Raw genomic sequence first — 25,250 nt, forward strand, 5'->3', positions numbered from 1 at the left:
GGACGGGCGGGGACGGGCGGGGCGGTCAGCGGACGGAGTCCGCAGACGGGCGGGGGCGGGCGGGGACGGGCGGTGGCGGGGCGGTCAGCGGGCGCGGGACGCGGCGGTGAGGGAGTCGTGGACGCCCGCTCTGCGCTCCGGGGAGAGCAGTTCGAGATAGGCCGGCCACTGGTCGCTGAGGTCGCCCCGTTCCAGGATGTCCTTGGCGATGTCGACGACGACGGGCAGCGAGTGCGCCATCAGCAGGGGCATCAGCAGGGCCTCGTCGCCCGCGCCGAGCAGGCCGGTCCCGGCCGTCCCGTCCAGGAAGGCGGCCAGCGCCCGCCGCCGGGCGGTGTCGCCGCGGACGCGTCCGGCGGTCTCGGCGAGCCAGGCCAGATCGAGCCGGCGGTCGCCGGTGTGCAGATTGTCGAAGTCGAGCACGGCGAGAACCTCCCAGGTGCCGCCGCCGGGCGCGGTGGAGCCGGGGCGCGGGGCGACGATGAAGTGCTGGGGATGGAGATCGCTGTGGATCGCGGCCGGTTCGGCGGCGCGGAGCCCGCCGAGGCTGCCGTGGAGCAGGGGCCCGGCGGCGACAGCGGCGCGCAGCGCGGCGGCGGCCCGCCGGGAGAAGGCGTCGGCGCGGCCGGCGGACAGCGGCAGCAGCCGCCGCTCGGCGTCCAGGAGCGCGGCCCGCCACTCCTCCTCCTCGACGAGCAGCGGGAGGGGTACGGACGCGAGGCGGTCCAGGGCGCTCGCGGGGAGCCGGTCCAGGGCCCGGCGCAGCCGTACTCCGCAGCGGACCACGGCGGCGGACTGGGCGGGGTCGGCGGGGTCCGCGGGCCGGCCCGGGTACCAGGGGGTCAGTTCGCAGACGGTGTGGTCGCAGCGGACGGTGGTGGTGCCGTCGAGGGCGGGGATCGCGGCGGCCACCGGCACTCCGTGCCGCCGGCAGTGCGCCCCGATCTCCTCCTTGAGGCCGTAGAACTCCGGTGTGCGCAGGGCCTCGGGGACGAGCCGGACCTTCAGCACATGGTCGCCCGCCGGGCCCCGGACCCGCCAGAGCCCGGCGGTGTGGCTGAGCGGCGGCGCGCCGTCGACGAGCAGGGGACGGACGAGGGTGTGCCGGGCGTCGAGACCCCACCGGCCGGCGAGGAGCCGGCGCACCCAGGGCGCGCTGCCGGGCGGCGGCCGTCCCACGGCGGTGCTCCGCCCGGGCCGGTCACGACCGCGCGGGAGGACGGCCCCGGTGCCTGTGCCTGTGCCTGTGCCTGTGCCTGTGCCTGTGCTTGTGCTTGTGCTTGTGGCGATGCCTGTGCCGGTGTCGATTCCGGTTCCGGTTCCGGTTCCGCTGCCTTGGTCCTCGTCCTGCTGCATCACGCCCCCACCTGATTCCGGGCCGCGGGCTCCGGTTCCGCTCCCCGGCCGACGCCCCCGTGGCCGGTCCGGGGGTGCCGTACGGGGAAGGGTGCCGCCCGGGGCGGATGCGCGCGGCGGGCGCGGTTCCCGGTGTGCCGGTGTGCCGGTGCCTCGGGCACTTCCCCGTGCCCGCCGGGCCGGGCCCGGTCGCGCATATCCATACGGAATTGGACCGGCGCACATCTGGTGCGCCGACGGGACTGCCGGGTAAGCACATTGGACCGTCCCCGGCCCTGCTCGCACAAGAGTTCAGGGCCGCGAGCGGAGGGCACTCCGTGCGACTTCGTGCGTTTGTGAAGGCAGGGTGATCCGATGTCTTCGGAAGAAGTGACCGTGCCCCCCGTGGCCAACGCCCGGCTGCGGCTGCTGCTGGAGGCGTCCGGGTGGAACGCCGGCGAGCTGGCCCGCGCGGTCCGCTCGGTCGCCGGGGAGCACGGCCGGCGGCTGGCCTGCGACCGCTCGTCGGTCGTCCGGTGGCTCGCGGGCGCCCAGCCCAGACCGCCCGTGCCCGCCTTTCTGCTGGAGGCGCTCTCCCGCCGGCTGGGGAGACCGGTCACCGCGCAGCAGGCGGGGCTGACCCGCGCTCCGGACCGGGTGCCGGTGGTCTCCTGGCAGAGCGCTCCGCTCCGTACGCTCACCCTTCTCACGGAGGCCGAACTCGACCCGGCCCGGCGGCGGCTGCTCGCCTCGGGGGTCTTCAGCCCGCTCGCGTTCGCCGTGCCGGAGCTGCTGCCCCGGCCGCGCCGGGCCGCCTCGGACCCGGCCCCGGCGGACCCCGGGCCCGGTGCCCGGGAGCCGGGGGCCGAGCAGATGCACGCCATGGCCGGGGTGTTCGCCTCGGCGGCCGAGCAGTTCGGCGGCGGTCCGGTGCGGGCCGCGCTGGCCGCCTACCTCGCCCGGGATGTCACCGCGCGGCTCCACGCGCCCGCGCCGGACGCGGTCCACCGGGGGCTGCTGTCCAAGGCCGCCCAGCTGACGCTGCTGCTGGGCCGGATCTGCGCCGACGGCGGCGACGACGCGGTGGCGCAGCACTACCATCTGCTCGCCGCCCGGCTGGCCGCGGACGCCCGCGACCACGCCACGCTCGCCATAGCGCTGCGCACCATGGCCACCCACGCCCTCGAACTCGGCCACCGCGGACCGGCGGTGCTCCACCTCGCGGAGCGGGCGTCGGACCACGCGCGGCACGCGCCGCCCGTCGTCCAGGCGTACACCCAGGCCCATCTGGCGGTGCTCCAGGCCGGGCACGACCGCCGCGCGGCGCTGGCCTCGCTGGCGCGGGCGGAACGGCTGCACACCCCGCACGACGCGGCGCCGGGGCCCTTCACCGCCTACTCGCTGGGCGCCCTGCACTACCAGCGGGCCCAGACGCTCGCCGCGCTGGGCGACCGGGCGGGGACGGTCGGCGCGCTCACGGACTCGCTCCGGGCCCGTACGCCCGGGGAGCGCCACGCCCGTACGCTCACCCACGCCCGGCTGGCCGAGACCCAGTTGCGGCTGGGGCATCTCGACGCCGCGCTCCCCCACTGGGACGCGTTCCTGGAGGCGTATCCGTCACTCGACTCCGTGCGGGCGGCCCGCCGGCTGGCCGCCCTGCGGCGGCAGTTGCGGCCCCACCGCGCCTACCCGGCCGCCGCCGGACTCCTCGCCCGGGCGGACGCGGCGGGGTGAGCCCGCTCCGGGACCTCCGGTGGGGCCTCCGGTGGGGCGGGGTGCCGGAGCGGGGAAGGCGAGGGCGTAGGCGCGGGGATCTTGCATGGCCGCCACCCTGCCGCCCCGGAGGCGGCGGCCCGGGCCCGGCGGGGCCGGTGGGCCGGGATCTTCATACGAACAGGTGGCGGCGGGCCGCGGGCGGAACCGGCCCGGGGTGACTGCTTCCGCCGCCACAGGGAAGACGCTTCCCCGCCGGTCCGCCGCTCCGTCGGAGAGCCCGGCCCACCGAGGGGCGGAGCCGGTCCGAACCGGAGATCGTACCCCCGGGGCGTACAGCACTTCCGGCACTTCCGGCACTCCCCTGCTAAACCCGCGCGTGGAAGCGGAGCATGGTCAACAGAGGCGCACAGGAGGTGAGCGCGTGCCTTCGCACGCCCCCCTCACGTCCGCCTGTCAGGGGTATTAGGCAGTTCGTCAGTGAAACCCGGACCTTCTGCGGTGAACTGGTGGTAGTTGCACACAGAACATTTGCTGGATACAAGACCGTTGAGAGAGCTCGTGAAGACAGCCGTTGAAGAAAGTCAGAGGAGCGGTCCATGACGACGGTTCTGTTGGTGCACGGGGTGTCCCTGTGGCGCGCCTCGCTTGCCTGCCTGCTGAGCAAGGATCAGAGCTTCCGAGTGCGCACCACGGACAAGGGCGGAGTGCGTGCCGCCATGGAGGAGTGCCCGGCCGACATACTGGTCACCGATCTCGACTGTCCGGATTCCGTGGAAGTGCTGACGCTCGTCGAGTCGTTACGGCAGCCGTCGGGCCGGGGCGGCACCGCGCTGGTCGTGCTCGCCCGCGGCGACCGGGCCGGGGATCTGCGCCGCGCCTCCGACGCGGGGGCCAGAGGTTACATCGACAAGTTCGGCCCCGTGGACAACTTCTGCGAGGTGGTGCGGAAGGTCGCGTCCGGTGGGCGCCATATCGATCAGTCGCTGGCCTTCGGTCTGCTCCAGGCCAGTGAGGTGCCGCTCTCCGCACGGGAGTTACGCGTGCTGGCTCTGGCGGCGGAGGGGGAGTCCGTGTCGTCCATTGCCAGCGTGCTGCATCTGGCCAGCGGTACCGTGCGGAACTATCTGGCCGCCGCGATCCGCAAGACCGGGGCGCGGAACCGGCTCGACGCGATAAGACTCTCGCGGGAGTTCGGCTGGCTGTAGGCCCGGGCGGGCCGGCGCGGCGGCGGGAGCGGGCCGGGCCGGGAGGGCGCGCCGCCCGGTCAGCGGGACGCACCGGAACCGGAACCGGACCAGTGGCCGGTCAGATCGCGGTAGAGCGCTGATTCCGCGAGGAGTTCGGCGGGGGTGCCGCAGACCGTGCGGGTGCCGTCCATCACCAGCACCCGGTCGGCGCGGGCCGCCGAGGTGAGCCGGTGGGCGATCACCACCAGGGCTCCCGCTCGCTCGGCGAGCGCGCACTCGGCGCGGGCCTCGGCGACGGGGTCCAGATGGCTGGTGGCCTCGTCCAGGATGAGCAGGGGCGCGGTGGTCAGATGGGCCCGTCCCAGGGCGACGAGTTGGCGCTCGCCCTGGGAGAGCAGCCGGGGGTCGAGCGGCGCGTCGAGCCCGCCGAGCCGCTCCAGCAGTTCGTGGAGGCCGATCGCGGCGACGGTCGCGGAGATCTCCGGGTCGCGGGCGGCGGGGCGCAGATAGCGCAGATTGTCGCGGATTGTGCCGGTGAAGACATAGGGCTGCTGCGGGAGGAGGGTGCGTACGGAGGTGGGTTCCACCTCGGTCGCGGGGCGGCCGAGCCAGCGCACCTCGCCGCCGGTGGGCGCGGCCACCCCGGCGAGTACGGCCGCGAGGGTGGACTTGCCGCTGCCGCTCGGGCCGACGACGGCGAGCCGGCTCTCGCTCCGGAGCGTGAGGTCGAGCCGGTCGAGCACCGGGCGGGCGGCGGGGCCGTAGGCGAAGCTGACGGCCCGCAGCTCGGCGGTGGGGACCACCGGGGCGGGGCGGGGCGCGGGGGCCCGGCGGGGGTCCGCGCCGGGCGCGGGCGGCAGGGGCGCGGCCCCGGTGAAGCGGTCGAGCACCACCACCAGCCGCCCTCCGGCGGTGCCGAGCACGGTCAGCAGGGCGTGCAGGGCGGGGGCCAGGGAGTACGTCAGATAGGTGAACGCGCCCACCAGCGCGCCGCTGGTGAGGCCGTGGCGCATCAGCCAGGGCGCGGCGAGCAGCAGGACCAGCGGAGGAACCCGGCCGCAGACGCCGAGCGCGACGATCCGCACGGCCGCCCAGCGGGCCAGGGCACGGGCCTCGACGGCCTGTTCGCCGGCGAGCAGGGCAGCCCGGTCGACGGTCCGCCCGGCGGCGCCCGCGGCGGCGATGTCCCGGAGCGCGGACGCGGTCTGTCCCGCGTGGGCGGCGAAGGTCTCATCGGCGGTGAGATAGGCCCGTTGGCGGGCCGCCATGGGGATGAGCGTGGCGAGGAAGAGCCCGAGGCCGAGGAGGAGCGGCGGCAGGACCACCAGGAGGAGCCTCGGCGAGAGGACGGCGAGACCGGCGAGGGCTCCGGCGGAGGTGAAGACGAAGGAGCGGAGCGAGAGCACCAGGCCGGCCCAGCCGTCGCGGGCGATCTCGCTCTGGTGGGTGACCTGCGAGACCGAGCGGGTGGTGGTGGCGGCGCCCGGGCCGCCGAGCGCGGTGCCGATGGCGCGGGCGGCGGCGCGGCGGACGAGGCCGTCGCGCAGCGGCTCCACCAGATCCGCCAGCCGGCCGAAGATGCCCCGGGTCGCGAGCGCGGCCGGGAGGGTGGCGACGGCGGCGACGGCCAGCCAGAGGAGGCCGGTGGCCGGGGAGCCGGCGAGGAAGCCGCGGTCGATGGCGGTGGCGATGGCGAAGCCGCCCAGGAAGGTCTGCGCGAACTCCAGCAGCGACCACCCGCCGAGCCGCACCATCACCCCGGTCCGCACGCGCAGAAACGGCCGCCCCTCACGCCACACCCGCCCCAGCGAGCCCTCACCGGTGGTGCGCCGCTGCTCCGGGGGAGCCTCGCCGGCAGTCATCGGACCTCCTCCCGCCCGGCGGGCGCCCCATTCCGGGACTCGGGCGGCACCGCGTGCCGCGAGGCCCCGGGGGTGGGCCCGTCCGGGCGGGGGGCTGAGGGAGACGGCGAGGTCTCCAGCGCGCGCGCCGGAGCGGGCCCGTCGGCACGAGCAGTCGCGGCAGACCGCCCGGACGCCGGGACCGGACAGGGCCCGTCCGGGCGGGGGGCCGCGGCAAACGGCGAGGTCCCCGGCGCGCGGGCCGGAAAGGGCCCCTCCGGGCGGACGGGCCCAGCGAGTCCCGAACCGTCCGGCGCCCGAGGCGGAACGATCTCCTCCGTACGAGCAGTCGCGACAGACGGCGAGGTCTCCGGCGCCCGCGCCGGAGCGGGCCCCTCCGGGCGGACGGGCACAGCAGGCCCCGAACCCTCCGGCGCCCGAGGCGGAACGGGGCCGTCCGGGCCGGGGCCGTTCGGGCCGGGGTTCGGGGTTTCCGGGGGGGCGTCCGCGGGGGTGTGGAAGACCGCGCGGTAGGCGGGGTCCCGCCAGAGCGCGGCGTGGGGGGCGACGGCGCGCACCGCGCCGTCGTCGAGCCACACCACGCGGTCGGCCCCGGCGGCCGTCGAGACGCGGTGGGCGACGACGATCGTCGTGCCGGTGCCCGTGTGGCGGGCCAGGGCGCGCTGGACGTGGGCCTCGGTGATGGTGTCGAGGCTGGAGGTGGCGTCGTCGAGGATCAGCAGCCGGCCCCGGTGCGCGAAGGCCCGGGCGAGGCCGAGGCGCTGGCACTCGCCGCCCGAGAGGGGCGCCCGCTCCAGCGGGGTCCGGTAGCCGAGCGGCAGCAGGGCGATGAATCCGTCGGCGGAGGCGGCCCGGGCGGCCTCGTGGACCGTGGCCGGGGGCGGCTCTGTGGCACCGAAGGCGATGGTGTCCTCGACGGTGGTGCCGAGCAGCGCGGGCCGGGCGAACGCGAAGGCGATCTCGTCCCGCAGCCGCACCGGGTCGACCCCGTCCAGGGGCACCCCGTCCAGGGTGACCGTGCCCGCGTCGGGGTCGGTGAGCCGCCCGGCCACCGCCGCCAGCAGGGACTTGCCCGAACCCGACCGTCCCACCACGGCCAGCGAGCTGCCGCCGGGCACGGTGAGGCTCACCCCGCGCAACAGCCGCCTGCCGTCCCGTACGACCTCGATGCCGCACAGCTCAACCGTCCCCGGGCCGCCGGGCGGCAGGGTGCGGGAGGAGTGGGGCACGGCGGGCAGATCCAGCAGCGGCTCCAGCCGGCGGGCCGCGGTGCGGCCCCGGGAGATCGCGGCGAACGCGCCGGTCAGCGCGCCGAGACCGACGGCGAGCACGGCGTAGCGGGAGACGGCGAAGAGGTCGCCCACGCTGATCGCCCCGGTCGACATCCGCAGCCCGGCGACGGCCAGCACCAGCACGGTGAGCAGCGGCAGCAGCACGGCGCTCGCGCCGACGGCCCGTCCGTGGATGCGCCAGGTGCGGTGGCCGTGCCCGGAGAGGGCGGAGAGCGGCTCGGTGATCCGGGCGTGCTCGGAGGTCGCGGTGCGGGCCGCCCGTACGGTGTCGATCCCGTCCAGCACCTCGGTGAGCCGGGTGGCGATCAGGGCCTGCTCGCGCTGGTAGTCGGCGGAGACATCGGCCGTGCGGCGGATGAGGGTGCGCAGCAGCAGGACGAAGGCGGGGGCGCCGACGAGCAGCGCGACAGCGGCCCAGGGGTCGATGAGGAAGAGGGCGACCGCCGCGCCGAGCGGCAGCAGCACCACGGACGCGGCGGTGGCGGCCGTGACCGCGACGGTGGCGGCGTCAGCGGCGTTGGCGGTGAGCCGGGTGGTCAGATCGCCGGAGGCCACGGCCTGGCCGTGGCGGGGTTCGGCGCGTACGACCCGGTCGACGAGGGTGGTCCGCAGCCGGGCGGTGAGGGTCGCGGTGGTGGAGCCGCCGAGGAGGGCGACGAGCGCGTCGAGGGCGACTTCCGCGGCGGTCAGCGCCGCGCACAGCAGCAGCCCGGACCAGGGGATCTGGCGCCGGGTCAGCAGGTCGTCGACGGTCGCGCCGAGCGCGGCGGGCAGCGCGAGGGCGGCGAGCGCGGCGCCGGTGGAGCAGACGACGACGGCCGCCAGCGAGAGGCGGCCGGCGCCCGGAGTCGTCCGGAGGGAGGCCGCCCGTGGCGGGGAGGACTTCACCAGGGGCGGACTGCTCGTCACACTGGATTCCTTCCGGTCTCGGCCGGGCACCGGCCCACGCGACCGGTCCCGGGCGGCCGAAGCGGCCCGGGACCGGCGCGGTGGCCGAGGGGCGGCCCGGTGCGGTTGTTCACCGGTCAGCCCCTCGGCCCTGGTGTCACGGGGTGCAGAGGACGATGCTCAGCGAGCTGTACTCACAGGCCAGCAGGCTGACCTGGCTGCCGCCTTCGAGGTCGCCGTACGCCTCGTCCGCCGGGGTCTCCAGAGCCTGAAGGTCGAGAAGCGCCATGATGATTTCCTTCCGTGGGGACGAATGTGCTCATGGGTGGTGCACGGCCCCTGGATGGGGCCGGGTCGTGGGCCTCTCGCGGAGCGAGAGGAACGGCAGGGACACCCGGTCGGGCCGGTGTGCGCTGCCGAGAGCGAGGAGGACACCGGCGGTGCCGGTGGCCAGGTCCATGGACCGGCGCATCAACTGCTCTCCGGGGAAGGCCAGTTCGCCCGCGAAGGGCGTGGCCAGCCGGCCGATGAGGGCGGTGTGGCGGTCGATGGCCCGCTGCCGTTCGGCCGGGTCGCCGAGCGGGGTGCGGGCCAGGTGCAGAACGAGTCCCGCCACCCCCCGGAAGAGTCCGGACTGGACGTAGAAGGCGGAGCGCAGCCCCGGCTGGATCTCCTGGCGCGCGGTCTCGAAGGACTCGTCCGGCCGGTGGGCCAGATACTCGTCCAGCACCATCGCGAGTCCGGCGCTGCCCGCGCCCAGATAGGGCATGGTCCGCTTCTCCTCGACCACCAGGAGCGCGCCCTCGGCGCCGGTCCTGCAGCGGGCCAGATCGCGCCGGAGCGCGGTGGCGGCCAGGTCGAGCAGCGCGGGGTCGCCGGTGGACTCGTAGCGGCGGACGAAGAGGAGCGCGAGGCCGGTGGCGCCGCGGAGCAGCCCGGTGCGGGGGGACGGCGGGCCGTGCACGAGGGCGCGGGCGGCGAGTGCGGTGCACTGTTCGGCGGCCCGGCGCAGCGCGGTGGCCTCGGTGCCGCCGATGGCGTCGGCCAGGTCGGCGAGGGCGAGGGCGATCCCGGCGTGGCCGCCGTGCAGATCGGAGCCGAGGCCGTCGAGCGGCTGGCGGACGATCAGATCGGCCAGTTCGGCGGCGGGGGCCGTGTGGCCGAGGCGGTGCAGGGTCCAGGCGATGCCGGCGAGGCCGTCGTAGAAACCGACCGGGGTGCCGGACGCGGGGTCCTTGATCCGGGCCAGGAGCCATTCCACGGCTTCGGGACAGGGCGGCGCTCCCGTCTCGTGGAGCGCGTACAGCACTCCCGCCGCTCCGTAGCCGAAACACTGGCCGCCGGCCGGGTTGGCGAACTGGGCGATGTCGCCCGGAAAACATCGGTCCTCGCGGTCGGGGGTGCGGGAGGCGGCGATGGCGCGGGCCATGGAGTCGCGGGCGAGCGGCCACTCCCCGGGCTCCGGGACCGTGCCCCCGGCCGGTGCCGCTGCGGGCTCCGGGGCGCCGCGCAGGATCTCCTCCACCGCGGGGCGCAACTCCTCGGCGGTCACCGGGTAGACGCGGGCGATGTCCCGGGCGAGCCGGGCCGCGCCGTGGCGGTCGATGGCGAAGAGGGTGGTGAGCGGGAGGAAGAGGGCGAGGCGCAGACAGGCCAGGGCGTACCGGTCGATGGCGGTGCCACGGCGGTCCGGCGGGGCGACAAAGGCCGGGTTGGCCACGATCTGGCGGCGCTCCTCGGCGGCCTGGGAAGCGGCCTCGAAGTCGAGGAGGACGACACGGTTCCCGTCGTCGGAGACCATCACATTGCTCATGTGCAGATCGCTGATGACGATGCCCCGGGCGTGCACCCGCTCGACGGCGCGCTCCACCCGGCCGTACATCCCGCGCGCCCAGTCGGTGTGCTCGGCGAGCCGTTCGGCGGCGGGGACGGCGGCGGTCAGCGGGAAGCGGCGGGCGAAGACGGTGTTGAGGGTGGTGCCGGGGATGTGCTCCAGCACCAGGAAGTGGTGATCGCCCACCTGGAAGGTGCCGCGCACCTCCGGTACGCAGTCGAGTCCGGCGAGCTGCTCCAGCGCGACGCGCTCGCGCTCCAGCCGGGCGACCGCGTCGGCGCCGTCGGCGGCCAGTCCCGCGTACGGCCGGGCCTCCTTGAGCACCACGGTCTCGCCGGTCCGGGTGTCCCGGGCCTTGTAGACGCCGCCGCCGTTGGAGAAGTGGAGGGCGCCCAGGACCTCGTACGGCAGGTCCTGCATGCTCACGGCGGAGCGGGCGGCCAGATACGGTCCGAGGACGGCGGGGGGTGTCACCCAGTCGGGGATCTTCAGCGACGGGCCGCGCGGGTCGGGCACCAGGGTGCCGCCGGGGTCGGCCACGGCGGGCACGAGCCGGCCGTCGGGGCCCGCGCAGTACCTCGCGGCGAACGCGCCGTACCGGACGTGCACCGGGCTGTCGCCGCAGCGCAGATCGCTGAGGATGGTGGGCCCGTGCTCGTCCGCCAGCAGTTCCACGAGGTCGGTGCAGACCTCGGGGAAGGTCTCCTCGGAGTGCGGGTAGACGGTGATGAACTTGCCGCTGCCGGCGCGGTCGGCGTACTTGGCGTTGCGCAGCAGGAGCAGGCCGGGGCCGGGGACGAACTTGAACGCGAGGCGCCGGGGGACGCAGTACGCGGAGACCCGTTGCAGGATCGATTCGGCGTTGTCGAGTCCGGCCGAGACATGAATCTTCCAGCCCTGGGGCGGCAGCTGGAGTCCGAGCGGGGTGTACGAGAGCCAGTCGCCGCGCCGGGATGTCTCCCACCCCTCGGGGGCGGGGGTACGAGCCGGGGCGTACTGCGACTGCTCGTCGCCGGTGCCGCCGCGCCGGGCGCGGTGGGGGGCGTCGTAGAAGTCGCGGTCCGCCTGGGTGTACGCGGCGTACTCAGGGTTCACCCGTGCTCCCTCTCTCGGCTCGCTGTGGAGTGGATACGAGAGGAAACTGTCATGGCCCGGGACGGCGGGACAGTCGTCGCTGTCACCACTCCGGCGTGCGCCCGGGCGTGCGAATCGCACACCCGGCGCACGCCGTTGTCCTGCGTCGTTCCCGTGCGGGGAGCACACGCGCACGGCGGGGGCCTGCGAACGGCATCCGCCGGTTGGTCAGAGGGACGGCCGCCCGGCGGGCCCGGCGCACCGGGCCGGATCGGCGGATTCGGCGAACTCGGCGAACTCTGTGCCCTCGGCGTGTTCCGCGCCCTCGGCGGACTCGTGGACGAGGGCGGCCCAGGCGGCGGAGGCCCGGCTCCAGACCGCGCGGAGCGCGGGTTCCGCCGCGCGGACGGAGGCGACGGCGCCCTCGGGGTCGCCGCCGGCCGCCGCGACCGCCGGGCCGTCGGAGCGGGCCCAGTCGGCGACCTGGGCGGCGAGGACCTCGGGGTGGAACTGGACGCCCCAGGCCCGCTCGCCCACCCGGAACGCCTGGTGGGCGCAGTCGTCCCCGGTCAGCAGCGGGACCGCGCCCGGGGGCAGTGCGGTGATCTCGTCCCAGTGCCACTGGGCGGCGGGCGCCCCGTCGGGCACCCGGCCGAGAACCGGGTCTGCGGCGGCCCCGGGCAGTCTGCGCAGGGGCACGGCGCCCACCTCGGGAACCCGGCCGCGGGCCGTGACGGTGCCGCCGAGCGCGGAGGCCATGATCTGGCCGCCGAGGCAGATCCCGAGCAGGGGGACGCGGTGCCGGACGGCCTCGCGCACGAGTGACCGGACCGCCGGTATCCAGGGCGCCGCCGTCTCGTCGTCGCAGTTCGCCGCGCCGCCGAGCACGAGAAGTCCGCCGTACCCGGCGAGGGAGGCGGGCAGCGGTTCCCCGCGCCAGGGGTGGTGGACGGCGGTCCGCACCCCGGTCCGCCGCAGCACCTCTCCGACCAGCCCGGGGCCGGTCCCGTCCTCGTGCTGCACCACGAGCACGCACGGAAGCGGAGTCGAAGGTTCCGCCACCGCGTTCCGCCCGGCCGGGACCGCCTCCACCACGACGGCCCCCCGGGGAAGACCGCCCACCGGAAAGCCACCCGCCCCCGGCACGCCCTCCGGCGGCGCCTCCGCCCGGGCCGTACCCACCGGCGTGGCAACCGGCGCCGACGCACCCCGCACGGCGCCGGAAGGCGCGCCCGGCGGGGTCGTGCCCGGCGGGATGGTGACCGGCGGGTGCCCCGAAGCGGCGACCGGCGCCGGCGCACCCGGCACGCTGCCGGAAGGCGTTCCCGGCGGGGTGGGGACCGGCGGGCGGAACGGGGTCGTGCCCCGCGGGCACGGGGGCGATCCGGCCGGGGGCGCGGGAAGGGGCCGCGGCCGAGGTGGTGGGACGCGCCGGGGCATCGTCATGGGTGATCCGCCTCCGTGTTCGGTGCGGGCCGCCCTGGTGCGTCCCGCCGGTGTCCCGGGCCCCGGGCGACGGGGGCGTACCGGTCAACACGGCCATCATCGGGCAGGGTTCGAACAGTTCGGTAGCGCGTTCGGTCACACTCTCCCCACCTGGAGCGATCCTTAGGTTAGGCTAAGCTAAGTTCCTGTCGGCGGGGTGCTCGCTCACTGCGTGTCACCAGCGATCGAAAGAGAAGATGCCCGAGATGACCTTCGGCGTGGCTGTAGCAGGCGCGAGCGGATACGCCGGAGGTGAGATCCTCCGGCTGCTGGCCGCCCACCCCGAGGTGGAGATCGGCGCCCTCACCGGCCACAGCAGCGCGGGCCGCCCCCTCAGCGCCGTCCAGCCCCAACTGGGCTCCCTCCACAACCGGTTGCTCGTCGAGACCTCGGCCGAATCCCTGGCCGGGCACGATGTCGTCTTCCTGGCGCTGCCGCACGGGCAGTCCGGCGCCCTCGCCGCACAACTCGGCGAGCACACGCTCGTGGTGGACTGCGGAGCCGACTTCCGGCTGCGGGACCCCCGCGCCTGGGAGACCTTCTACGGCTCGCCGCACGCCGGCACCTGGCCCTACGGCCTGCCGGAACTCCCCGGCGCCCGCGCGACCCTGCGCGGCACCCGCCGGATCGCGGTCCCCGGCTGCTACCCCACCGCCGTCACCCTCGCCCTCTTCCCCGGCTTCGCCGCCGGGCTGCTGGAGCCCGACGCGGTGATCGTCGCCGCGAGCGGCACCTCGGGCGCGGGCCGGGCGGCCGGGCCCCGTCTGCTCGGCTCCGAGGTGATGGGCTCGATGACCCCCTACGGCGTGGGCGGCGGCCACCGGCACACCCCCGAACTGGCGCAGAACCTCTCCGCCGCCGCCGGCGAGCGCGTCACCGTCTCCTTCACCCCCACGCTCGCGCCGATGCCCCGAGGCATCCTCGCCACCTGCTCGGCCCGGGTGCGGGACGGGGTGCGCGAGGTGCGCGCGGCGTACGAGAAGGCCTTCGCCGACGAGCCCTTCGTCCATCTGCTGCCCGAGGGCCGGTGGCCCTCCACCGCCGCCGTGCTGGGCTCCAACACCGCCCAGGTGCAGATCGCGCTGGACGAGTCCGCCCGCCGGCTCGTCGCCGTGAGCGCGATCGACAACCTCACCAAGGGCACCGCGGGCGGTGCGGTGCAGTCCATGAACATCGCCCTGGGCCTGCCGGAGACCCTGGGCCTGCCCATGAACGGAGTGGCACCATGAGCGTGACCGCCGCCGGGGGGTTCCGCGCGAGCGGGATCGCCGCCGGGATCAAGGAGTCCGGCGCGCCGGATCTGGCGCTGGTGGTGAACAGCGGCCCGTCGTTCGCGGCGGCCGGGGTGTTCACCTCCAACCGGGTCCAGGCGGCCCCGGTGCGCTGGTCCCGCCGGGTGCTCGCGGACGGCAGCGTCCGCGCCGTCGTCCTCAACTCCGGTGGCGCCAACGCCTGCACGGGACGCCCGGGCGCCGAGGACACCCGCACCGGGGCCGAGCTGACGGCCCGTGCGCTGGGCACCGCCGCCGATGAGGTGGCGGTGTGCTCCACCGGGCTGATCGGGACCCGGCTGCCGATGGAGGCGTACTCCGCCGGGATCGCCACCGCCGCGGCGCGGCTCTCCCCGGACGGCGGCCCCGACGCGGCCGAGGCCATCCTGACCACCGACTCCGTACCCAAGACGGCCCGGTTCGCGGGCGACGGCTGGACCGTCGGCGGCATGGCCAAGGGCGCCGGCATGCTCGCGCCGGGACTCGCCACGATGCTGGTGGTGCTCACCACCGACGCCGAGGCGTCCCCCGCCGTCCTGGACCCGGCGCTGCGGGAGGCCGTCCGCACCACCTTCGACCGGGTCGACTCCGACGGCTGCATGTCGACCAACGACACCGTGCTGCTGCTGGCCTCCGGCGCGTCGGGCGTCACCCCGGAGCCGGCGGAGCTGGCCCGGGCCGTCCACACGGTCTGCCGGGACCTGGCGCGGCAACTGGTCGCCGACGCCGAGGGCGCGTCCAAGGAGATCACCGTCGAGGTGGTCGGCGCGGCCTCCGAACGGGACGCGGTGACGGTGGGCCGCTCGGTGGCCCGGAACAATCTGCTCAAGTGCGCGCTGCACGGCGAGGACCCCAACTGGGGCCGGGTGCTGTCGGCGATCGGCACGACGGACGCCGTCTTCGACCCCGATCTGCTCGATGTGGCCATCAACGGGGTGTGGGTGTGCCGGGACGGCGCGGAGGGCGAGCCGAGGAGGCTGGCGGACCTCTCCGGCCGGCACGTCACCGTCACCGTCGACCTGCGCGCGGGCCGGGAGTCCGCGTCCGTCTGGACCAACGACCTGACCGCCGAGTACGTGCACGAGAACAGCGCGTACAGCTCATGAGCGCCCGAAGAGCCGACCCCGCGAAGCCGCTGTCCCCGGCACCCGGGCCGCGCACCGGCCGCGCCCGCACGGTGATCGAGGCGCTGCCCTGGCTGGAGACCTTCCGCGACCGGGTCGTCGTCGTCAAGTTCGGCGGCAACGCGATGGTGGACGAGGAGCTGAAGCGGGCCTTCGCCCAGGACGTCGTCTCGCTGCGGTACGCGGGTCTGCGCCCGGTCGTCGTCCACGGCGGCGGGCCGCAGATCAGCGCCCTGCTGAACCGGCTGGATCTGGAGGTCGAGTTCGCGGCCGGGCTGCGGGTGACCACCCCCGAGATCATGGACGTCGTACGGATGGTGCTGGCCGGTCGCGTCCAGCGCGAGATCGTCGGCCTGATCAACGCGCACGGCCCGTTCGCCGCCGGCCTCACCGGCGAGGACGCGCACACCATGACGGCGGTGCGCCGCCCGGCGTGGGTGGACGGCGAGCCGGTGGACATCGGCCTGGTCGGCGAGGTGGTCCGGGTCGATCCGGAGCTGCTGAGGGCGCTGCTGGACCGGGGCCGCATCCCGGTCGTCTCCCCGGTGGCGCGCGGCGCGGACGGGCAGATCTACAACATCAACGCCGATCTGGCGGCCTCGGCGCTGGCGGTCGCGCTCGACGCCGAGAAGCTGGTGATGCTCACCGATGTGGAGGGGCTGTACGCCGACTGGCCGCACAGCACCGAGGTGATCGGGCGGCTGACCGTGAGCGAGCTGGAGAAGCTGCTGCCCGGTCTCGCGAGCGGAATGGTGCCCAAGATGGAGGGGTGTCTGCGGGCCGTGCGCGACGGCGGGGTGCGGATGGCGCACGTCCTGGACGGACGGGTGCCGCACGCGCTGCTGCTGGAGGTCTTCGCCGACGACCACACCGGCACGACCGTGGTGCCGGACCTCCGGCACCGGGCCGTCGCGGCGGAACGGACCGGCCGATGACCCCCGGAGCGGCACCGGCACCCGCCCCTTCCGGCGGCGCCCGGCTCACCGACCGCTGGCGGGCGGTGATGATGGACACCTACGGCACTCCCCCGCTGGCGCTGGTGCGCGGCGCGGGCCGCACCGTGTGGGACGCGGACGGCACCGCGTATCTCGACCTCACCGGCGGGATCGCGGTGAACGCGCTCGGCCACGCCCACCCCGCGGTGGTGCGCGCGGTGAGCGAGCAGATCGCCCGGCTGGGCCATGTCTCCAATCTGTACGCGGCCGAGCCGCCGGTGGCCCTCGCGGAGCGGCTGCTGCGGCTCTGCGGCGACCGGCCGGGCCGGGTCTTCCTCGCCAATTCCGGCGCGGAGGCCAACGAGGCCGCCTTCAAGATCGCCCGGCGGACCGGTCGGACCCGGGTCGTCGCCGCCGATGGCGGTTTCCACGGCCGCACCATGGGCGCGCTGGCGCTGACCGGACAGCCGGGCAAGCGGGACCCGTTCCTCCCGCTCCCCGGCGGGGTGGTCCATGTGCCGTTCGGGGACACGGCCGCGCTGCGGGCCGCCGTCACCGGCGAGACGGCGGCGGTCCTGCTCGAACCGGTCCAGGGCGAGGCCGGGGTGATCCCCGCGCCCGCCGGCTATCTCCGCGCGGCCCGGGAGATCACCCGCGCCGCCGGCGCGCTGCTGATGCTGGACGAGGTCCAGACCGGCACGGGCCGCACGGGCCACTGGTTCGCCCACCGGGCGGACCCGCTGATCGAGCCCGATGTGGTGACCCTGGCGAAGGGGCTCGGCGGCGGGCTGCCGATCGGCGCGACGCTCGCCTTCGGTCCGGCCGCCGGGCTGCTGACCCCGGGTCAGCACGGCTCCACCTTCGGCGGCAACCCGGTGGCCTGCGCCGCCGCGCTCGCCGTCCTGGACACCATCGAGGACGAGGGACTGCTCGACCGGGCACGGCGGCTCGGGAGGCGGCTGCGGCGCGGAATCGAGCGGGCGGGGCATCCGGCGGTGAGCCGGGTGCGGGGCGAGGGGCTGCTGCTCGCCCTCGTCCTCACCGGGCCCGTCGCCGCCCGGGTCCAGCGGGACGCCCAGCGGGCGGGGTTCCTGGTGAACGCCACCGGACCGGAGACCGTGCGGCTCGCGCCGGCACTGACGCTCACCGAGGAGGAGGCCGACGCGTTTCTCGCGGCGCTGCCCCGCATGCTCGGCTGATCCACGGCAGTACACCCCAGGACCACCGTCACCGGCCCTCCCAGGAGCCGGCCCCCCACCCAGTAAGGACGAGCATGTCGGCAGGGCACGCGAGCACCGCACAGCAGGAGACCACCCCCACCGAGGATCTGGTGGGCATCGGCTTCGGCCCGGCCAATCTCGCACTGGCCATAGCCATCGCGGAGCACAACGGCCAGAGCGCGCCCGGACGGGCGATCAGCTCGGCCTTCGTGGAGCGCCAGAGCGCCTTCGGCTGGCACCCGGGCATGCTGCTGGAGGGCGCCACGATGCAGGTGTCGTTCCTGAAGGACCTGGCCACGATGCGCGACCCGGGGAGCCGTTTCACCTTTCTGCGCTACCTCCACGACCGGGGCAGGCTCGCCGACTTCATCAACCAGAAGAGCTTCTTCCCCACCCGGGTGGAGTTCCACGACTATCTGGGCTGGTGCGCGGAGCGGTTCACGGACCGGGTGGCGTACGGCAGGGACGCGGTCGCGGTCCGCGCGGTGGAGCGCGGCGGACTGGTGGAGAGCTTCGACGTGGTCACCCGCCCCTCGGGCGGCGGCGCGGGCGACGAGCGGGTGGTGCGGGCCCGCAACATCGCCCTGGGCACCGGGCTGCGCCCGCAGCTCCCCGAGGGGGTCGTGGCCGGGGAGCACGTCTGGCACAACCGCGATCTGCTCTTCCGGGCGCCCCGGCTGACGCACCGGCCCCACCGGAGGTTCACGGTGGTGGGCGCGGGCCAGTCGGCCGCCGAGACCGCCGAGTACCTCTACCGCGCCTTCCCCGACGCGCAGGTGTGCGCCGTCTTCACCCGCTACGGCTACAGCCCGGCCGACGACAGCCCCTTCGCCAACCGGATCTTCGACCCGGGCGCCGTGGACGACTTCTACGACGCGCCCGAGGAGGTCAAGCGGGCACTGCTCGACTACCACGGCAACACCAACTACTCCGTGGTGGACGGTGAGCTGATCGACCAGCTCTACCGCACCGTCTACCAGGAGAAGGTGGCCGGCACCGAGCGGCTGCGCGTCCTCAACACCACGGCGCTGACCGGGGTCGAGGAGATCGCCGGCGGCGCCCGGGCGGTGGTGCACTCGCTCACCACCGGTGAGCGCACCGCCCTGGACTGCGACGCGGTGGTGCTGGCCACCGGCTACCGGCCGCGCGACCCCCGGGAGCTGCTCGGACCGCTCGCGGACGCCTGCCTGACGGACGGCCAGGGCAGGCTGCGCATCGACCGCGACCACCGGCTGCGCATGGCGGACGGGGTCCGCGCGGGCGTCTACCTCCAGGGCGCGGGCACCGAGCACACCCACGGCATCACCTCGTCCCTGCTCTCCACGCTCGCCGTGCGCTCCGGGGAGATACGGGACTCGCTGCTGCTGCGCCGCGCCGGGAGCGAGGAGCTGGACCGGCTGGCGGACGAACTGGACGACGGCCCGGACGGCCCGCTGTCCACGGCCGCGCGCGGCGTCGCCGCGCACACCGGCTGAGGGCGGCCCCCGTGGCCGCGCACACCCACGAACCGATCGGGCACACCACCGGCCCCGTGGCGCTCACCGCCGCCCAGGCCCGGGTGCTCGCCGCCCAGCGCGCCGACCCCGGCAACGCCGCGTACAACGTGGGCCAGTACATCGAGCTGTCGGGCCCGCTCGACACGGCGGCGCTCCAGGACGCCGTACGGCACACGCTCGCCGAGGCCGACGGGCTCCACTTCCGGGTACGGGAGGGGGAGGACGGGCGGCTGTACCAGGAGCCGGTGCCCTTCGACGCGGCCGGCTGGCGGCTGCCCCGGCTGGACACCTCGGGGGCGGGCGATCCGACGGCCGCAGCCGTGGAGCTGGTGCGCGAGCAGCTCGCCTGCCCGCCCCGGCTGGATCTGCTCTTCACGGCGGGCGGCGGGATCGGGCGGCCGGCCCCCTCGCTCACCGGCGCGGTGCTGGTGACGGTGGGTCCGCACCGCCATCTGCTCTTCCAGTTCTTCCACCATCTCGCCGTGGACGGCTACGGGGTGGCCCTGCTCACCCGCCGGATCGCGGAGGTCTACACGGCCCGGCTGCGGGGCACCGTGCCGCGCGGGCGGCCGTTCACCCCCGTCGCGACGCTGGTGGCGGCGGAGCGCGCCTACACCGGCTCGGCGCAGTACGCGGCCGACCGCGCCCACTGGGCCGGACGGTACGCCGACCGGCCGCCGGCCACCGGATTCGCGGCGGGCTCCGCGCCCCCCTCGGACACCGCGCTGCGCCACACCGCGGTCCTGGACCGGCGGGCCGGCGCGGCGGTGACGGAGGCGGCCCGCGCGGCACGGGTCACCTGGGCGGAGGCGGTGAGCGCCGCGCTCGCGGTCCAGCTCCACCGGGACACCGGCACCCGGGAGCCGGTGCTGGCGCTCTACACCATGGCCCGCACCGAGCCGGGCACCCTGCGGGTGCCGGGGATGGCGGTGAACACCCTGCCGGTGCGGCTGCCGCTGAGCGGCGATGACACCTTCGGCGGTGTGCTGGAGCGCACCGGCCGGGAGTTCGCCGCCGTCCGGGCCCATCAGCGGTTCCGGGGCGAGGAGATCGCCCGGGAGCTGTGGCCGCAGCGGAGCGGGCGGCTGCCGGGGCCGCTGGTCAATCTGCGCCCCTTCGACACCGAACTGGACTTCGCGGGCGTCCCCGGACATGTCGTCAGCCTCGCCTCCGGGCCGGTGGACGATCTCTCGCTCTCGGTGGTGCGGTACGCGGACGGCAGGCTGCGGCTGGACGTCGACGCCAACCCGGCGCTGTACGACGCCCGTACGGTGGCCCGGCACGCCGTGCGCTACACCGATCTGCTGCGGCGGCTCTGCGCCGAGCCGGACCGGCCGCTGGCCGCCTTCCCGCTGCTGGACGAGGCCGGGGTCGCCGCGGCGCTGGAGACCGGGGCGGGCGCTCCCGCGCCGGCCCGCGCCCGGGAGGGGGAGCCGGCGGACGGCGGCGCCCCGGACGGCGAGGAGGCGGGCCCGCTGCCGCTGCTGCCGTCGGCGCACCGGCTGCGCGAGTCGGGCACCCCCGTGGAGCGGCTCCAGGACTCGGTGCTGCTGTCGGTGGAGCCGGGCCTCACGGCCTCGGTGCTGCGCCGGGCGCTGGCCCGGCTGGCCCGGGCGCATCCGGCGCTGCGGCTGCGGCTGCACCGTGTGGACGGGATCTGGACGACGGAGATCCTGCCGTCGTCGGTGGCGCCGGCCGTGGTCGGCACGGACACCCTGCGCCGGGTCGACGCCGGGCGGGCCGAGGGGGCCGCGCTGACCGCGCTGATCACGGCCGAGGCCCGGTCGGCGGTGCGGGCGCTGGACCCGGGTACGGGGACGGTGCTGCGCGCCGTCTGGTTCGACGCGGGTCCGGAGCGGGCGGGGCGGCTGCTGCTCACCGCGCACCGGCTGTCCGTGGACGACGCCTCCTGGCAGTTGCTCGTCCCGGAACTGGCGGCGGAGTGCGCCGCGCCGGCCCGGGGCCGCGCGCCGGCGGCCGGGGCGCCGGGCGGCGGGCTGCGGGGGTGGGCCACCGCGCTGGTCGAGCAGGCCCACGGCCGGGAGCGGGCGGAGGAGCTCCCCTACTGGCGGCGGCTGCTGGGCGGCGGGGCTCCCCGGCCCGTCCGGTACGCCGCGCCCGGGCCGGATCTGGTGACCGGCGCGGGTACTCCCGCCGACGGCGACCCCGCCCTGTTCGACCGTGCGGTGCTCACCGCGCTGGCCCGGGCGGCGGCGGACGAGCCGAGACTGCGGCCGGACGGCGACGCCCTGGTGGTGGAGGTGGAACGGCCGTCGTCGGCCCGGCCGCCGCGGACGGTCGGCGCGCTGACGACCGTCCATCCGGTACGGGTGCCATCGGCCGGGCGGTCCGCCGGCGCCGCCCCGGGCGTCCCGGACCGGGGCCGAGGCCATGAGCAACTGCGCCATCTCAACCCGCAGACGGCACCCGTGCTGGCCCGGGCCGCGCCCGCACCTGTCCGCTATGTCCGGCGGGGCGGCGAGCCCGAGTGGCACGAGCTGCCGGGCTGGACCCGGGCGCCGGCCGGGGAGTGCGCGGCGCTGCACGGCGCCCTCGCGGCCCTGCCCGGCGCGGAGCCGCCGGTGCCGGGCGCGCTGGAGCTGACCGTGCGGGCCGGCCGGCGCGGCGGGCCCTCGCTGCGCTGGCGCTGGGCGGGCGGACTGTTCACGGATGACGAAGCACGGGTACTGACCACTCGTATCACCGCAACGATCACGACCCTTGTGACCGAGTACACAACGACTGAGGAGAGAACACGATGACTGCCACCAACCCCTTCGAGGACGACGACGCGCGCTACTTCGTGCTGGTCAACGACGAGAACCAGCACTCCCTGTGGCCGGCGTTCGCCGAGGTGCCCGCGGGCTGGACCGTGGTGCACGGCGAGGACTCGCGGCAGGCGTGCACGGAGTACGTGGAGACCCACTGGACCGATATGCGCCCGGCCAGCCTGATCGCCCAGTCGGCCTGAGGCCCCGGGAGACCCATCGCCGTCGGCCGGGCCGGAGCTGCCGCTCCGGCCCGGCCGACGGGCGTGTGGCGCGCGGACCGGGGCGGGCTCAGTTCGTGGGGGTCAGCGTGCGGGCGAGGACGCGTGAACCGCGCCGGGGGTCCAGGGCGTTCGCCCAGGACCGGGGGGCGAGCCCGGCCGCGACCGGGACGAAGCCGTGCCGCAGGAACAGTTCGCCGCCACCGCCGGTGGCCGTGAACACCGCCCGCAGCGGGTGGGCGCCGGCCGCCGTCAGCGCGGCCCGCAGCAGGGCGGAGCCGACGCCCGCGCCCTGGCTCCCGGCGGCGACACAGAAGTTGTAGAGAACGCCCGCGGGCCCCTCGGGCGGGTGCGGGTGCGGGCGCAGGCCCAGACAGCCCGCGAGAGTGCCGTCGGCCCGCTCGGCGACGAGGAAGTCGGCCGCGTCGGCGGCGTACAGCGAGAGCGGGCGCTCCCGGAGCGCTCCGTCGCGGACGAACGGCGCGGAGAGCCGGTGCAGGGCCGCCGCGTCACCGGGCCGGGCCCGGCGCACCGCCGGGCGCGGGGCGGGGGCGGCGGGGGTCCTGACGGCGGAACGGGGCACGGCCGTGGTCAATGGATTCCCTCTCCTCGGTCCACGGGGTGCGCGGCGCGCCGGTGCGCCGCACCGACGGCAACCGCAAATACTTAGGCAAGGCTTGCCTAAACAATGGCTACATTACGACACCGCCCTCCCACCCCCACCACGGGGGCGCCCGGCGGAAGTTGGCCGCACCCGGCGGACTCGGACTCACAGCGCCTCCGGCTTGACGCGGAACAACCAGAGATAGTTAGGTGAGGCTTACCTAATCTCCGCTGCTGGTTCGCGGAGTCCTGTCAGGGGAGAGGAACACAGACGATGGCCGACACGGCCCCCCGGGAGACCTCCGCGCAGGGCACCTTCGCGCTGGAGCGGCTCGTCCGCGATGTCGCCGAGCTGCTCTACACCGAGGCCGGCGACATCGATGTGACGGAGAACCTGCTCGATCAGGGGCTCGACTCGATCCGGCTCATGACCCTCGTCGAGAACTGGCGCGACGACGGCGCGCGGATCAGCTTTGTGGAGCTGGCCGAGCGGCCCACCCTCACCGAGTGGGCCGCGCTGCTCAACGCCCCGTCCTGACCGGCGCGGACTCACCGGCCGTCCTGACGCGGCCAACCCAGCCGGCACAGCCGGCACAGCCAACCCGGCCAACCGGGCCAACCCGGCGGACCCCGGCAGATCCAGCGGGCGCGAACGGGCCCCCACGGACGCAACGGACTCAACGGACTCACGGAGGAAGACACTCATGGGTGAGAGGCTGCGGGCCGACGGCCTGACCCTGGCCTACGACCGGCGGGTCGTGGCCGAACGGCTCGGCATCGCCATCCCCGACGGATCGCTGACGGTGATCGTCGGGCCCAACGCCTGCGGCAAGTCGACCCTGTTGCACGCCCTGGCGCGGATCATCAAGCCCCAGGCCGGCGCGGTGGTCCTGGACGGCCGCCCCATCGCCTCGATGCCGCCCAAGGTGCTCGCCCGCCATCTGGGACTGCTGCCGCAGTCGCCGACCACCCCCGACGGCATCACCGTCGCGGACCTGGTGGCACGCGGCCGGTTCCCCTTCCAGAAGCTGCTGCGCCAGTGGTCGGCCGATGACGACACCGCCGTCCTGAGCGCGATGGACGCCACCGGGGTCACCGGACTCGCCGCCCGGCAGGTGGACGAGCTGTCCGGCGGCCAGCGCCAGCGCGTCTGGCTCGCCATGGCCCTGGCCCAGGAGACCCCGATCCTGCTCCTCGACGAGCCCACCACCTTCCTCGACATCGCCCACCAGGTCGATGTCCTCGACCTCTGCGCCGAACTGCGCGAGGAGCGGCAGCGCACGGTCGTCGCGGTGCTGCACGACCTCAACCACGCCTGCCGGTACGCCACCCATCTGATCGCCATGCGCGACGGCCGGGTGGTCGCCCAGGGCCCGCCCGCCGAGATCGTCACCGCCGGACTGGTGGCGGAGGTCTTCGGGCTGGAGTGCCGGATCATCACCGACCCCGAGACGGACACCCCCCTGGTGCTGCCCCTGGCCCGCGAGGCCCGGGCCGGCCACGGACGCCTCCCGGCCGGGGCATCGGCGACGGGGAGAGACGACGAGCGAGGGGCCCCGCGTGTCAGTGCGTGATCACCTCATCGACATCACCCCCCTCCGCACCAGCCCCGACTTCCGCGCCATCTTCATCGCGCGCGTCGTCTCGCTGTTCGGGCTCGGCATGGCGACGGTGGCGCTCAGCGCCCAGGTCTACGACCTGACCGAGTCGACCTTCCAGGTCGCCGTCGCCAGCATGGTCATGAGCATCACGGTGCTGCTCGGCTCACTCGCCGGCGGCGTGCTGGCCGACCGGATGGACCGGCGCGGCATCATCGTCTGCGCCCGGGCCGCCGCCGCGCTCGCCTTCGCCGGACTCGCGGCCAACGCGTTCTCCGACAACCCCCGGCTCTGGGCCATCCTCCTCTGTGTGGCATGGGACGGACTGGCCACCGGGGTCAGCGTCACCGCGCTGATGGCGGTCGCCCCCACACTCGTGCGCCCCGACCAACTGCCCGCCGCCGGTGCCCTGATCTCACTGACCGGTGAGATCGGCTCCATCGCGGCGCCGCTGCTCGGCGGTGTGCTGCTCACCCTCTCGGGGCCCGGTCCCATCTATGCCTTCGCCGCCGTCACCACGGCGATCACCACCCTGCTGATCTCCCGGATACGCCCGCTGCCGCCCGGTGTGGGCGAGGACGACGACGAGGAAGCGGCCGAGGACACCGGATCGCTGCTGGTCGCCTTCGCCTACGCCTGGCGCAACAAGGTCGTCGGCGGTCTGCTGACCCTCGGCGGGGTGACGGCGCTCTTCACCATGCCCGTGGTGCTCTTCCCCGAGATGGTCGCCGAGGAGTTCGGCGACAGCGATCTGATCCTCGGGGTGCTGTTCACCGCCCCCGCCGTCGGCTCGGTGATCGTCTCCGCCGGCAGCGGCCGGCTCACCCGCGCGACCCGCCCCGGCGGACTCCTGCTGGGCGCCGCCTTCCTCGGCGGTGTCGCCACCGCCGGCTTCGGGCTGAGCGGTCTGATCGGCCTCGGCCAGGCCGCGCATCTCTCCCTCGCCGTGCTCATGCTGGCGCTGGCCGGCGGCGCCGGGACGGTCTACGAGATCCTGGAGTACGCGCTCATCCAGCACAACACCCCCGACCGGCTGCGCGGCCGGATCGTCAGCGTCAGCACCACCCAGGACACCACCGGTGATCTCCTCGGGGATGTCGAGGCCGCCCTGGTGGCCAAGTGGTTCAGCCCGGCCGGGGCCGCCGTGGTCAACGGCGCGGTCTGCGCGCTGACGGCCGTCGTGGTCGCGATCGCGGTGCCCGCGCTGCGCAAGGCCACCCTCCCCCTGGAGGACGAGGACGAGAGCGGCGGCGGCACCGGTGAGGACGGACCAGGAGCCGGCACCCCCGTACCGGCCGGCGACCCCCGCCCCGCCACCGCCTGACCCACGCCCCCGCACCC

General features: G+C 75.6%; 19 protein-coding genes. 12 read left to right on the plus strand and 7 right to left on the minus strand.

The features are described 5' to 3' along the window. Positions 1-84 precede the first annotated feature (84 nt). The gene (locus tag ACWCRA_RS12745) at positions 85-1,179 is read right to left on the minus strand and encodes a phosphotransferase (RefSeq protein ID WP_451067423.1); all 1,095 of its coding nucleotides are present in this window, start codon (positions 1,177-1,179) and stop codon (positions 85-87) included. Between the two features lie 531 nt (positions 1,180-1,710). On the opposite strand from ACWCRA_RS12745, the gene ACWCRA_RS12750 reads away from it, so the two are divergent. Both ACWCRA_RS12750 and ACWCRA_RS12755 read left to right on the plus strand, forming a co-directional pair. Beyond that, on the plus strand, positions 1,711-3,069 hold the full coding sequence (locus ACWCRA_RS12750; protein WP_351556263.1) for a hypothetical protein: 1,359 nt from the start codon (positions 1,711-1,713) through the stop codon (positions 3,067-3,069). A 578-nt stretch (positions 3,070-3,647) separates the two neighbouring features. Then, positions 3,648-4,256 carry a response regulator transcription factor gene (locus ACWCRA_RS12755; protein WP_351556266.1) on the plus strand — a complete coding sequence of 203 codons (609 nt, stop codon included), beginning with the start codon at positions 3,648-3,650 and terminating at the stop codon, positions 4,254-4,256. A 59-nt stretch (positions 4,257-4,315) separates the two neighbouring features. Here ACWCRA_RS12755 and ACWCRA_RS12760 read toward each other — a convergent pair whose 3' ends face one another. From ACWCRA_RS12760 to ACWCRA_RS12780, 5 genes are all read right to left on the minus strand, one after another. Then, a complete protein-coding gene (locus tag ACWCRA_RS12760) occupies positions 4,316-6,100 on the minus strand; it encodes an ATP-binding cassette domain-containing protein (protein WP_451067424.1) in 1,785 nt (594 codons plus the stop codon). Next, a complete protein-coding gene (locus ACWCRA_RS12765; RefSeq protein ID WP_451067425.1) occupies positions 6,097-8,301 on the minus strand; it encodes an ATP-binding cassette domain-containing protein in 2,205 nt (734 codons plus the stop codon). Before ACWCRA_RS12765 ends, ACWCRA_RS12760 begins: the two co-directional genes overlap by 4 nt. A gap of 136 nt (positions 8,302-8,437) precedes the next feature. Beyond that, positions 8,438-8,569 (minus strand): SapB/AmfS family lanthipeptide, encoded by a 132-nt coding sequence (locus tag ACWCRA_RS12770; protein WP_351556272.1) that lies wholly within the window; start codon positions 8,567-8,569, stop codon positions 8,438-8,440. A gap of 30 nt (positions 8,570-8,599) precedes the next feature. Beyond that, complete coding sequence (gene lanKC / locus ACWCRA_RS12775; RefSeq protein WP_451067426.1) at positions 8,600-11,209, minus strand: class III lanthionine synthetase LanKC; 2,610 nt, start codon at positions 11,207-11,209, stop codon at positions 8,600-8,602. A gap of 207 nt (positions 11,210-11,416) precedes the next feature. Further along, on the minus strand, positions 11,417-12,220 hold the full coding sequence (locus ACWCRA_RS12780; protein ID WP_351556278.1) for a type 1 glutamine amidotransferase: 804 nt from the start codon (positions 12,218-12,220) through the stop codon (positions 11,417-11,419). Between the two features lie 659 nt (positions 12,221-12,879). On the opposite strand from ACWCRA_RS12780, the gene argC reads away from it, so the two are divergent. From argC to ACWCRA_RS12815, 7 genes are all read left to right on the plus strand, one after another. Beyond that, positions 12,880-13,902, plus strand: coding sequence for an N-acetyl-gamma-glutamyl-phosphate reductase (argC, locus tag ACWCRA_RS12785; RefSeq protein ID WP_451067437.1), 1,023 nt, complete (start codon positions 12,880-12,882; stop codon positions 13,900-13,902). Continuing rightward, complete coding sequence (argJ, locus tag ACWCRA_RS12790; RefSeq protein WP_451067427.1) at positions 13,899-15,050, plus strand: bifunctional glutamate N-acetyltransferase/amino-acid acetyltransferase ArgJ; 1,152 nt, start codon at positions 13,899-13,901, stop codon at positions 15,048-15,050. The genes argC and argJ overlap by 4 nt, the downstream gene beginning before the upstream one ends. After that, positions 15,047-16,003, plus strand: coding sequence for an acetylglutamate kinase (gene argB / locus ACWCRA_RS12795; protein WP_451067428.1), 957 nt, complete (start codon positions 15,047-15,049; stop codon positions 16,001-16,003). Before argJ ends, argB begins: the two co-directional genes overlap by 4 nt. Then, positions 16,000-17,202, plus strand: a complete 1,203-nt coding sequence (locus ACWCRA_RS12800; RefSeq protein WP_351556284.1) for an acetylornithine transaminase — start codon at positions 16,000-16,002, stop codon at positions 17,200-17,202. Before argB ends, ACWCRA_RS12800 begins: the two co-directional genes overlap by 4 nt. Before the next feature lie 74 nt (positions 17,203-17,276). Continuing rightward, entirely contained in the window at positions 17,277-18,698 is a 1,422-nt protein-coding gene (locus ACWCRA_RS12805; protein WP_451067429.1) for a lysine N(6)-hydroxylase/L-ornithine N(5)-oxygenase family protein, read from the plus strand. Positions 18,699-18,709: 11 nt separating this feature from the next. Then, positions 18,710-21,481 carry a condensation domain-containing protein gene (locus tag ACWCRA_RS12810; RefSeq protein WP_351556290.1) on the plus strand — a complete coding sequence of 924 codons (2,772 nt, stop codon included), beginning with the start codon at positions 18,710-18,712 and terminating at the stop codon, positions 21,479-21,481. After that, the gene (locus tag ACWCRA_RS12815; protein WP_351556293.1) at positions 21,478-21,690 is read left to right on the plus strand and encodes an MbtH family protein; all 213 of its coding nucleotides are present in this window, start codon (positions 21,478-21,480) and stop codon (positions 21,688-21,690) included. The genes ACWCRA_RS12810 and ACWCRA_RS12815 overlap by 4 nt, the downstream gene beginning before the upstream one ends. A gap of 88 nt (positions 21,691-21,778) precedes the next feature. Here the strand turns inward: ACWCRA_RS12815 and ACWCRA_RS12820 are convergent, their stop codons facing one another. Beyond that, positions 21,779-22,303, minus strand: coding sequence for a GNAT family N-acetyltransferase (locus ACWCRA_RS12820; RefSeq protein WP_451067430.1), 525 nt, complete (start codon positions 22,301-22,303; stop codon positions 21,779-21,781). 282 nt (positions 22,304-22,585) lie between these two features. Between ACWCRA_RS12820 and ACWCRA_RS12825 the strand changes: the two genes are divergently transcribed. From ACWCRA_RS12825 to entS, 3 genes are all read left to right on the plus strand, one after another. Continuing rightward, positions 22,586-22,849 carry a phosphopantetheine-binding protein gene (locus ACWCRA_RS12825; protein ID WP_351556295.1) on the plus strand — a complete coding sequence of 88 codons (264 nt, stop codon included), beginning with the start codon at positions 22,586-22,588 and terminating at the stop codon, positions 22,847-22,849. A 166-nt stretch (positions 22,850-23,015) separates the two neighbouring features. Further along, entirely contained in the window at positions 23,016-23,885 is an 870-nt protein-coding gene (locus ACWCRA_RS12830) for an ABC transporter ATP-binding protein (RefSeq protein ID WP_351556298.1), read from the plus strand. Then, on the plus strand, positions 23,872-25,233 hold the full coding sequence (entS, locus tag ACWCRA_RS12835; protein WP_451067431.1) for an enterobactin transporter EntS: 1,362 nt from the start codon (positions 23,872-23,874) through the stop codon (positions 25,231-25,233). The genes ACWCRA_RS12830 and entS overlap by 14 nt, the downstream gene beginning before the upstream one ends. Positions 25,234-25,250 lie beyond the last annotated feature (17 nt).

It is taken from the genome of Streptomyces sp. NPDC001889 (assembly GCF_053594535.1).

What these genes read in the sequence shown, in the direction of transcription:
- argJ (WP_451067427.1), top strand. Translation starts at nt 13,899, where the DNA reads ATGAGCGTGACCGCCGCCGGGGGGTTCCGCGCGAGCGGGATCGCCGCC.
- argC (WP_451067437.1), top strand. Translation starts at nt 12,880, where the DNA reads ATGACCTTCGGCGTGGCTGTAGCAGGCGCGAGCGGATACGCCGGAGGT.
- ACWCRA_RS12770 (WP_351556272.1), bottom strand. Translation starts at nt 8,569, where the DNA reads ATGGCGCTTCTCGACCTTCAGGCTCTGGAGACCCCGGCGGACGAGGCG.
- ACWCRA_RS12815 (WP_351556293.1), top strand. Translation starts at nt 21,478, where the DNA reads ATGACTGCCACCAACCCCTTCGAGGACGACGACGCGCGCTACTTCGTG.
- ACWCRA_RS12825 (WP_351556295.1), top strand. Translation starts at nt 22,586, where the DNA reads ATGGCCGACACGGCCCCCCGGGAGACCTCCGCGCAGGGCACCTTCGCG.
- ACWCRA_RS12830 (WP_351556298.1), top strand. Translation starts at nt 23,016, where the DNA reads ATGGGTGAGAGGCTGCGGGCCGACGGCCTGACCCTGGCCTACGACCGG.
- argB (WP_451067428.1), top strand. Translation starts at nt 15,047, where the DNA reads ATGAGCGCCCGAAGAGCCGACCCCGCGAAGCCGCTGTCCCCGGCACCC.
- ACWCRA_RS12805 (WP_451067429.1), top strand. Translation starts at nt 17,277, where the DNA reads ATGTCGGCAGGGCACGCGAGCACCGCACAGCAGGAGACCACCCCCACC.
- ACWCRA_RS12800 (WP_351556284.1), top strand. Translation starts at nt 16,000, where the DNA reads ATGACCCCCGGAGCGGCACCGGCACCCGCCCCTTCCGGCGGCGCCCGG.
- ACWCRA_RS12755 (WP_351556266.1), top strand. Translation starts at nt 3,648, where the DNA reads ATGACGACGGTTCTGTTGGTGCACGGGGTGTCCCTGTGGCGCGCCTCG.
- ACWCRA_RS12750 (WP_351556263.1), top strand. Translation starts at nt 1,711, where the DNA reads ATGTCTTCGGAAGAAGTGACCGTGCCCCCCGTGGCCAACGCCCGGCTG.
- ACWCRA_RS12760 (WP_451067424.1), bottom strand. Translation starts at nt 6,100, where the DNA reads ATGACTGCCGGCGAGGCTCCCCCGGAGCAGCGGCGCACCACCGGTGAG.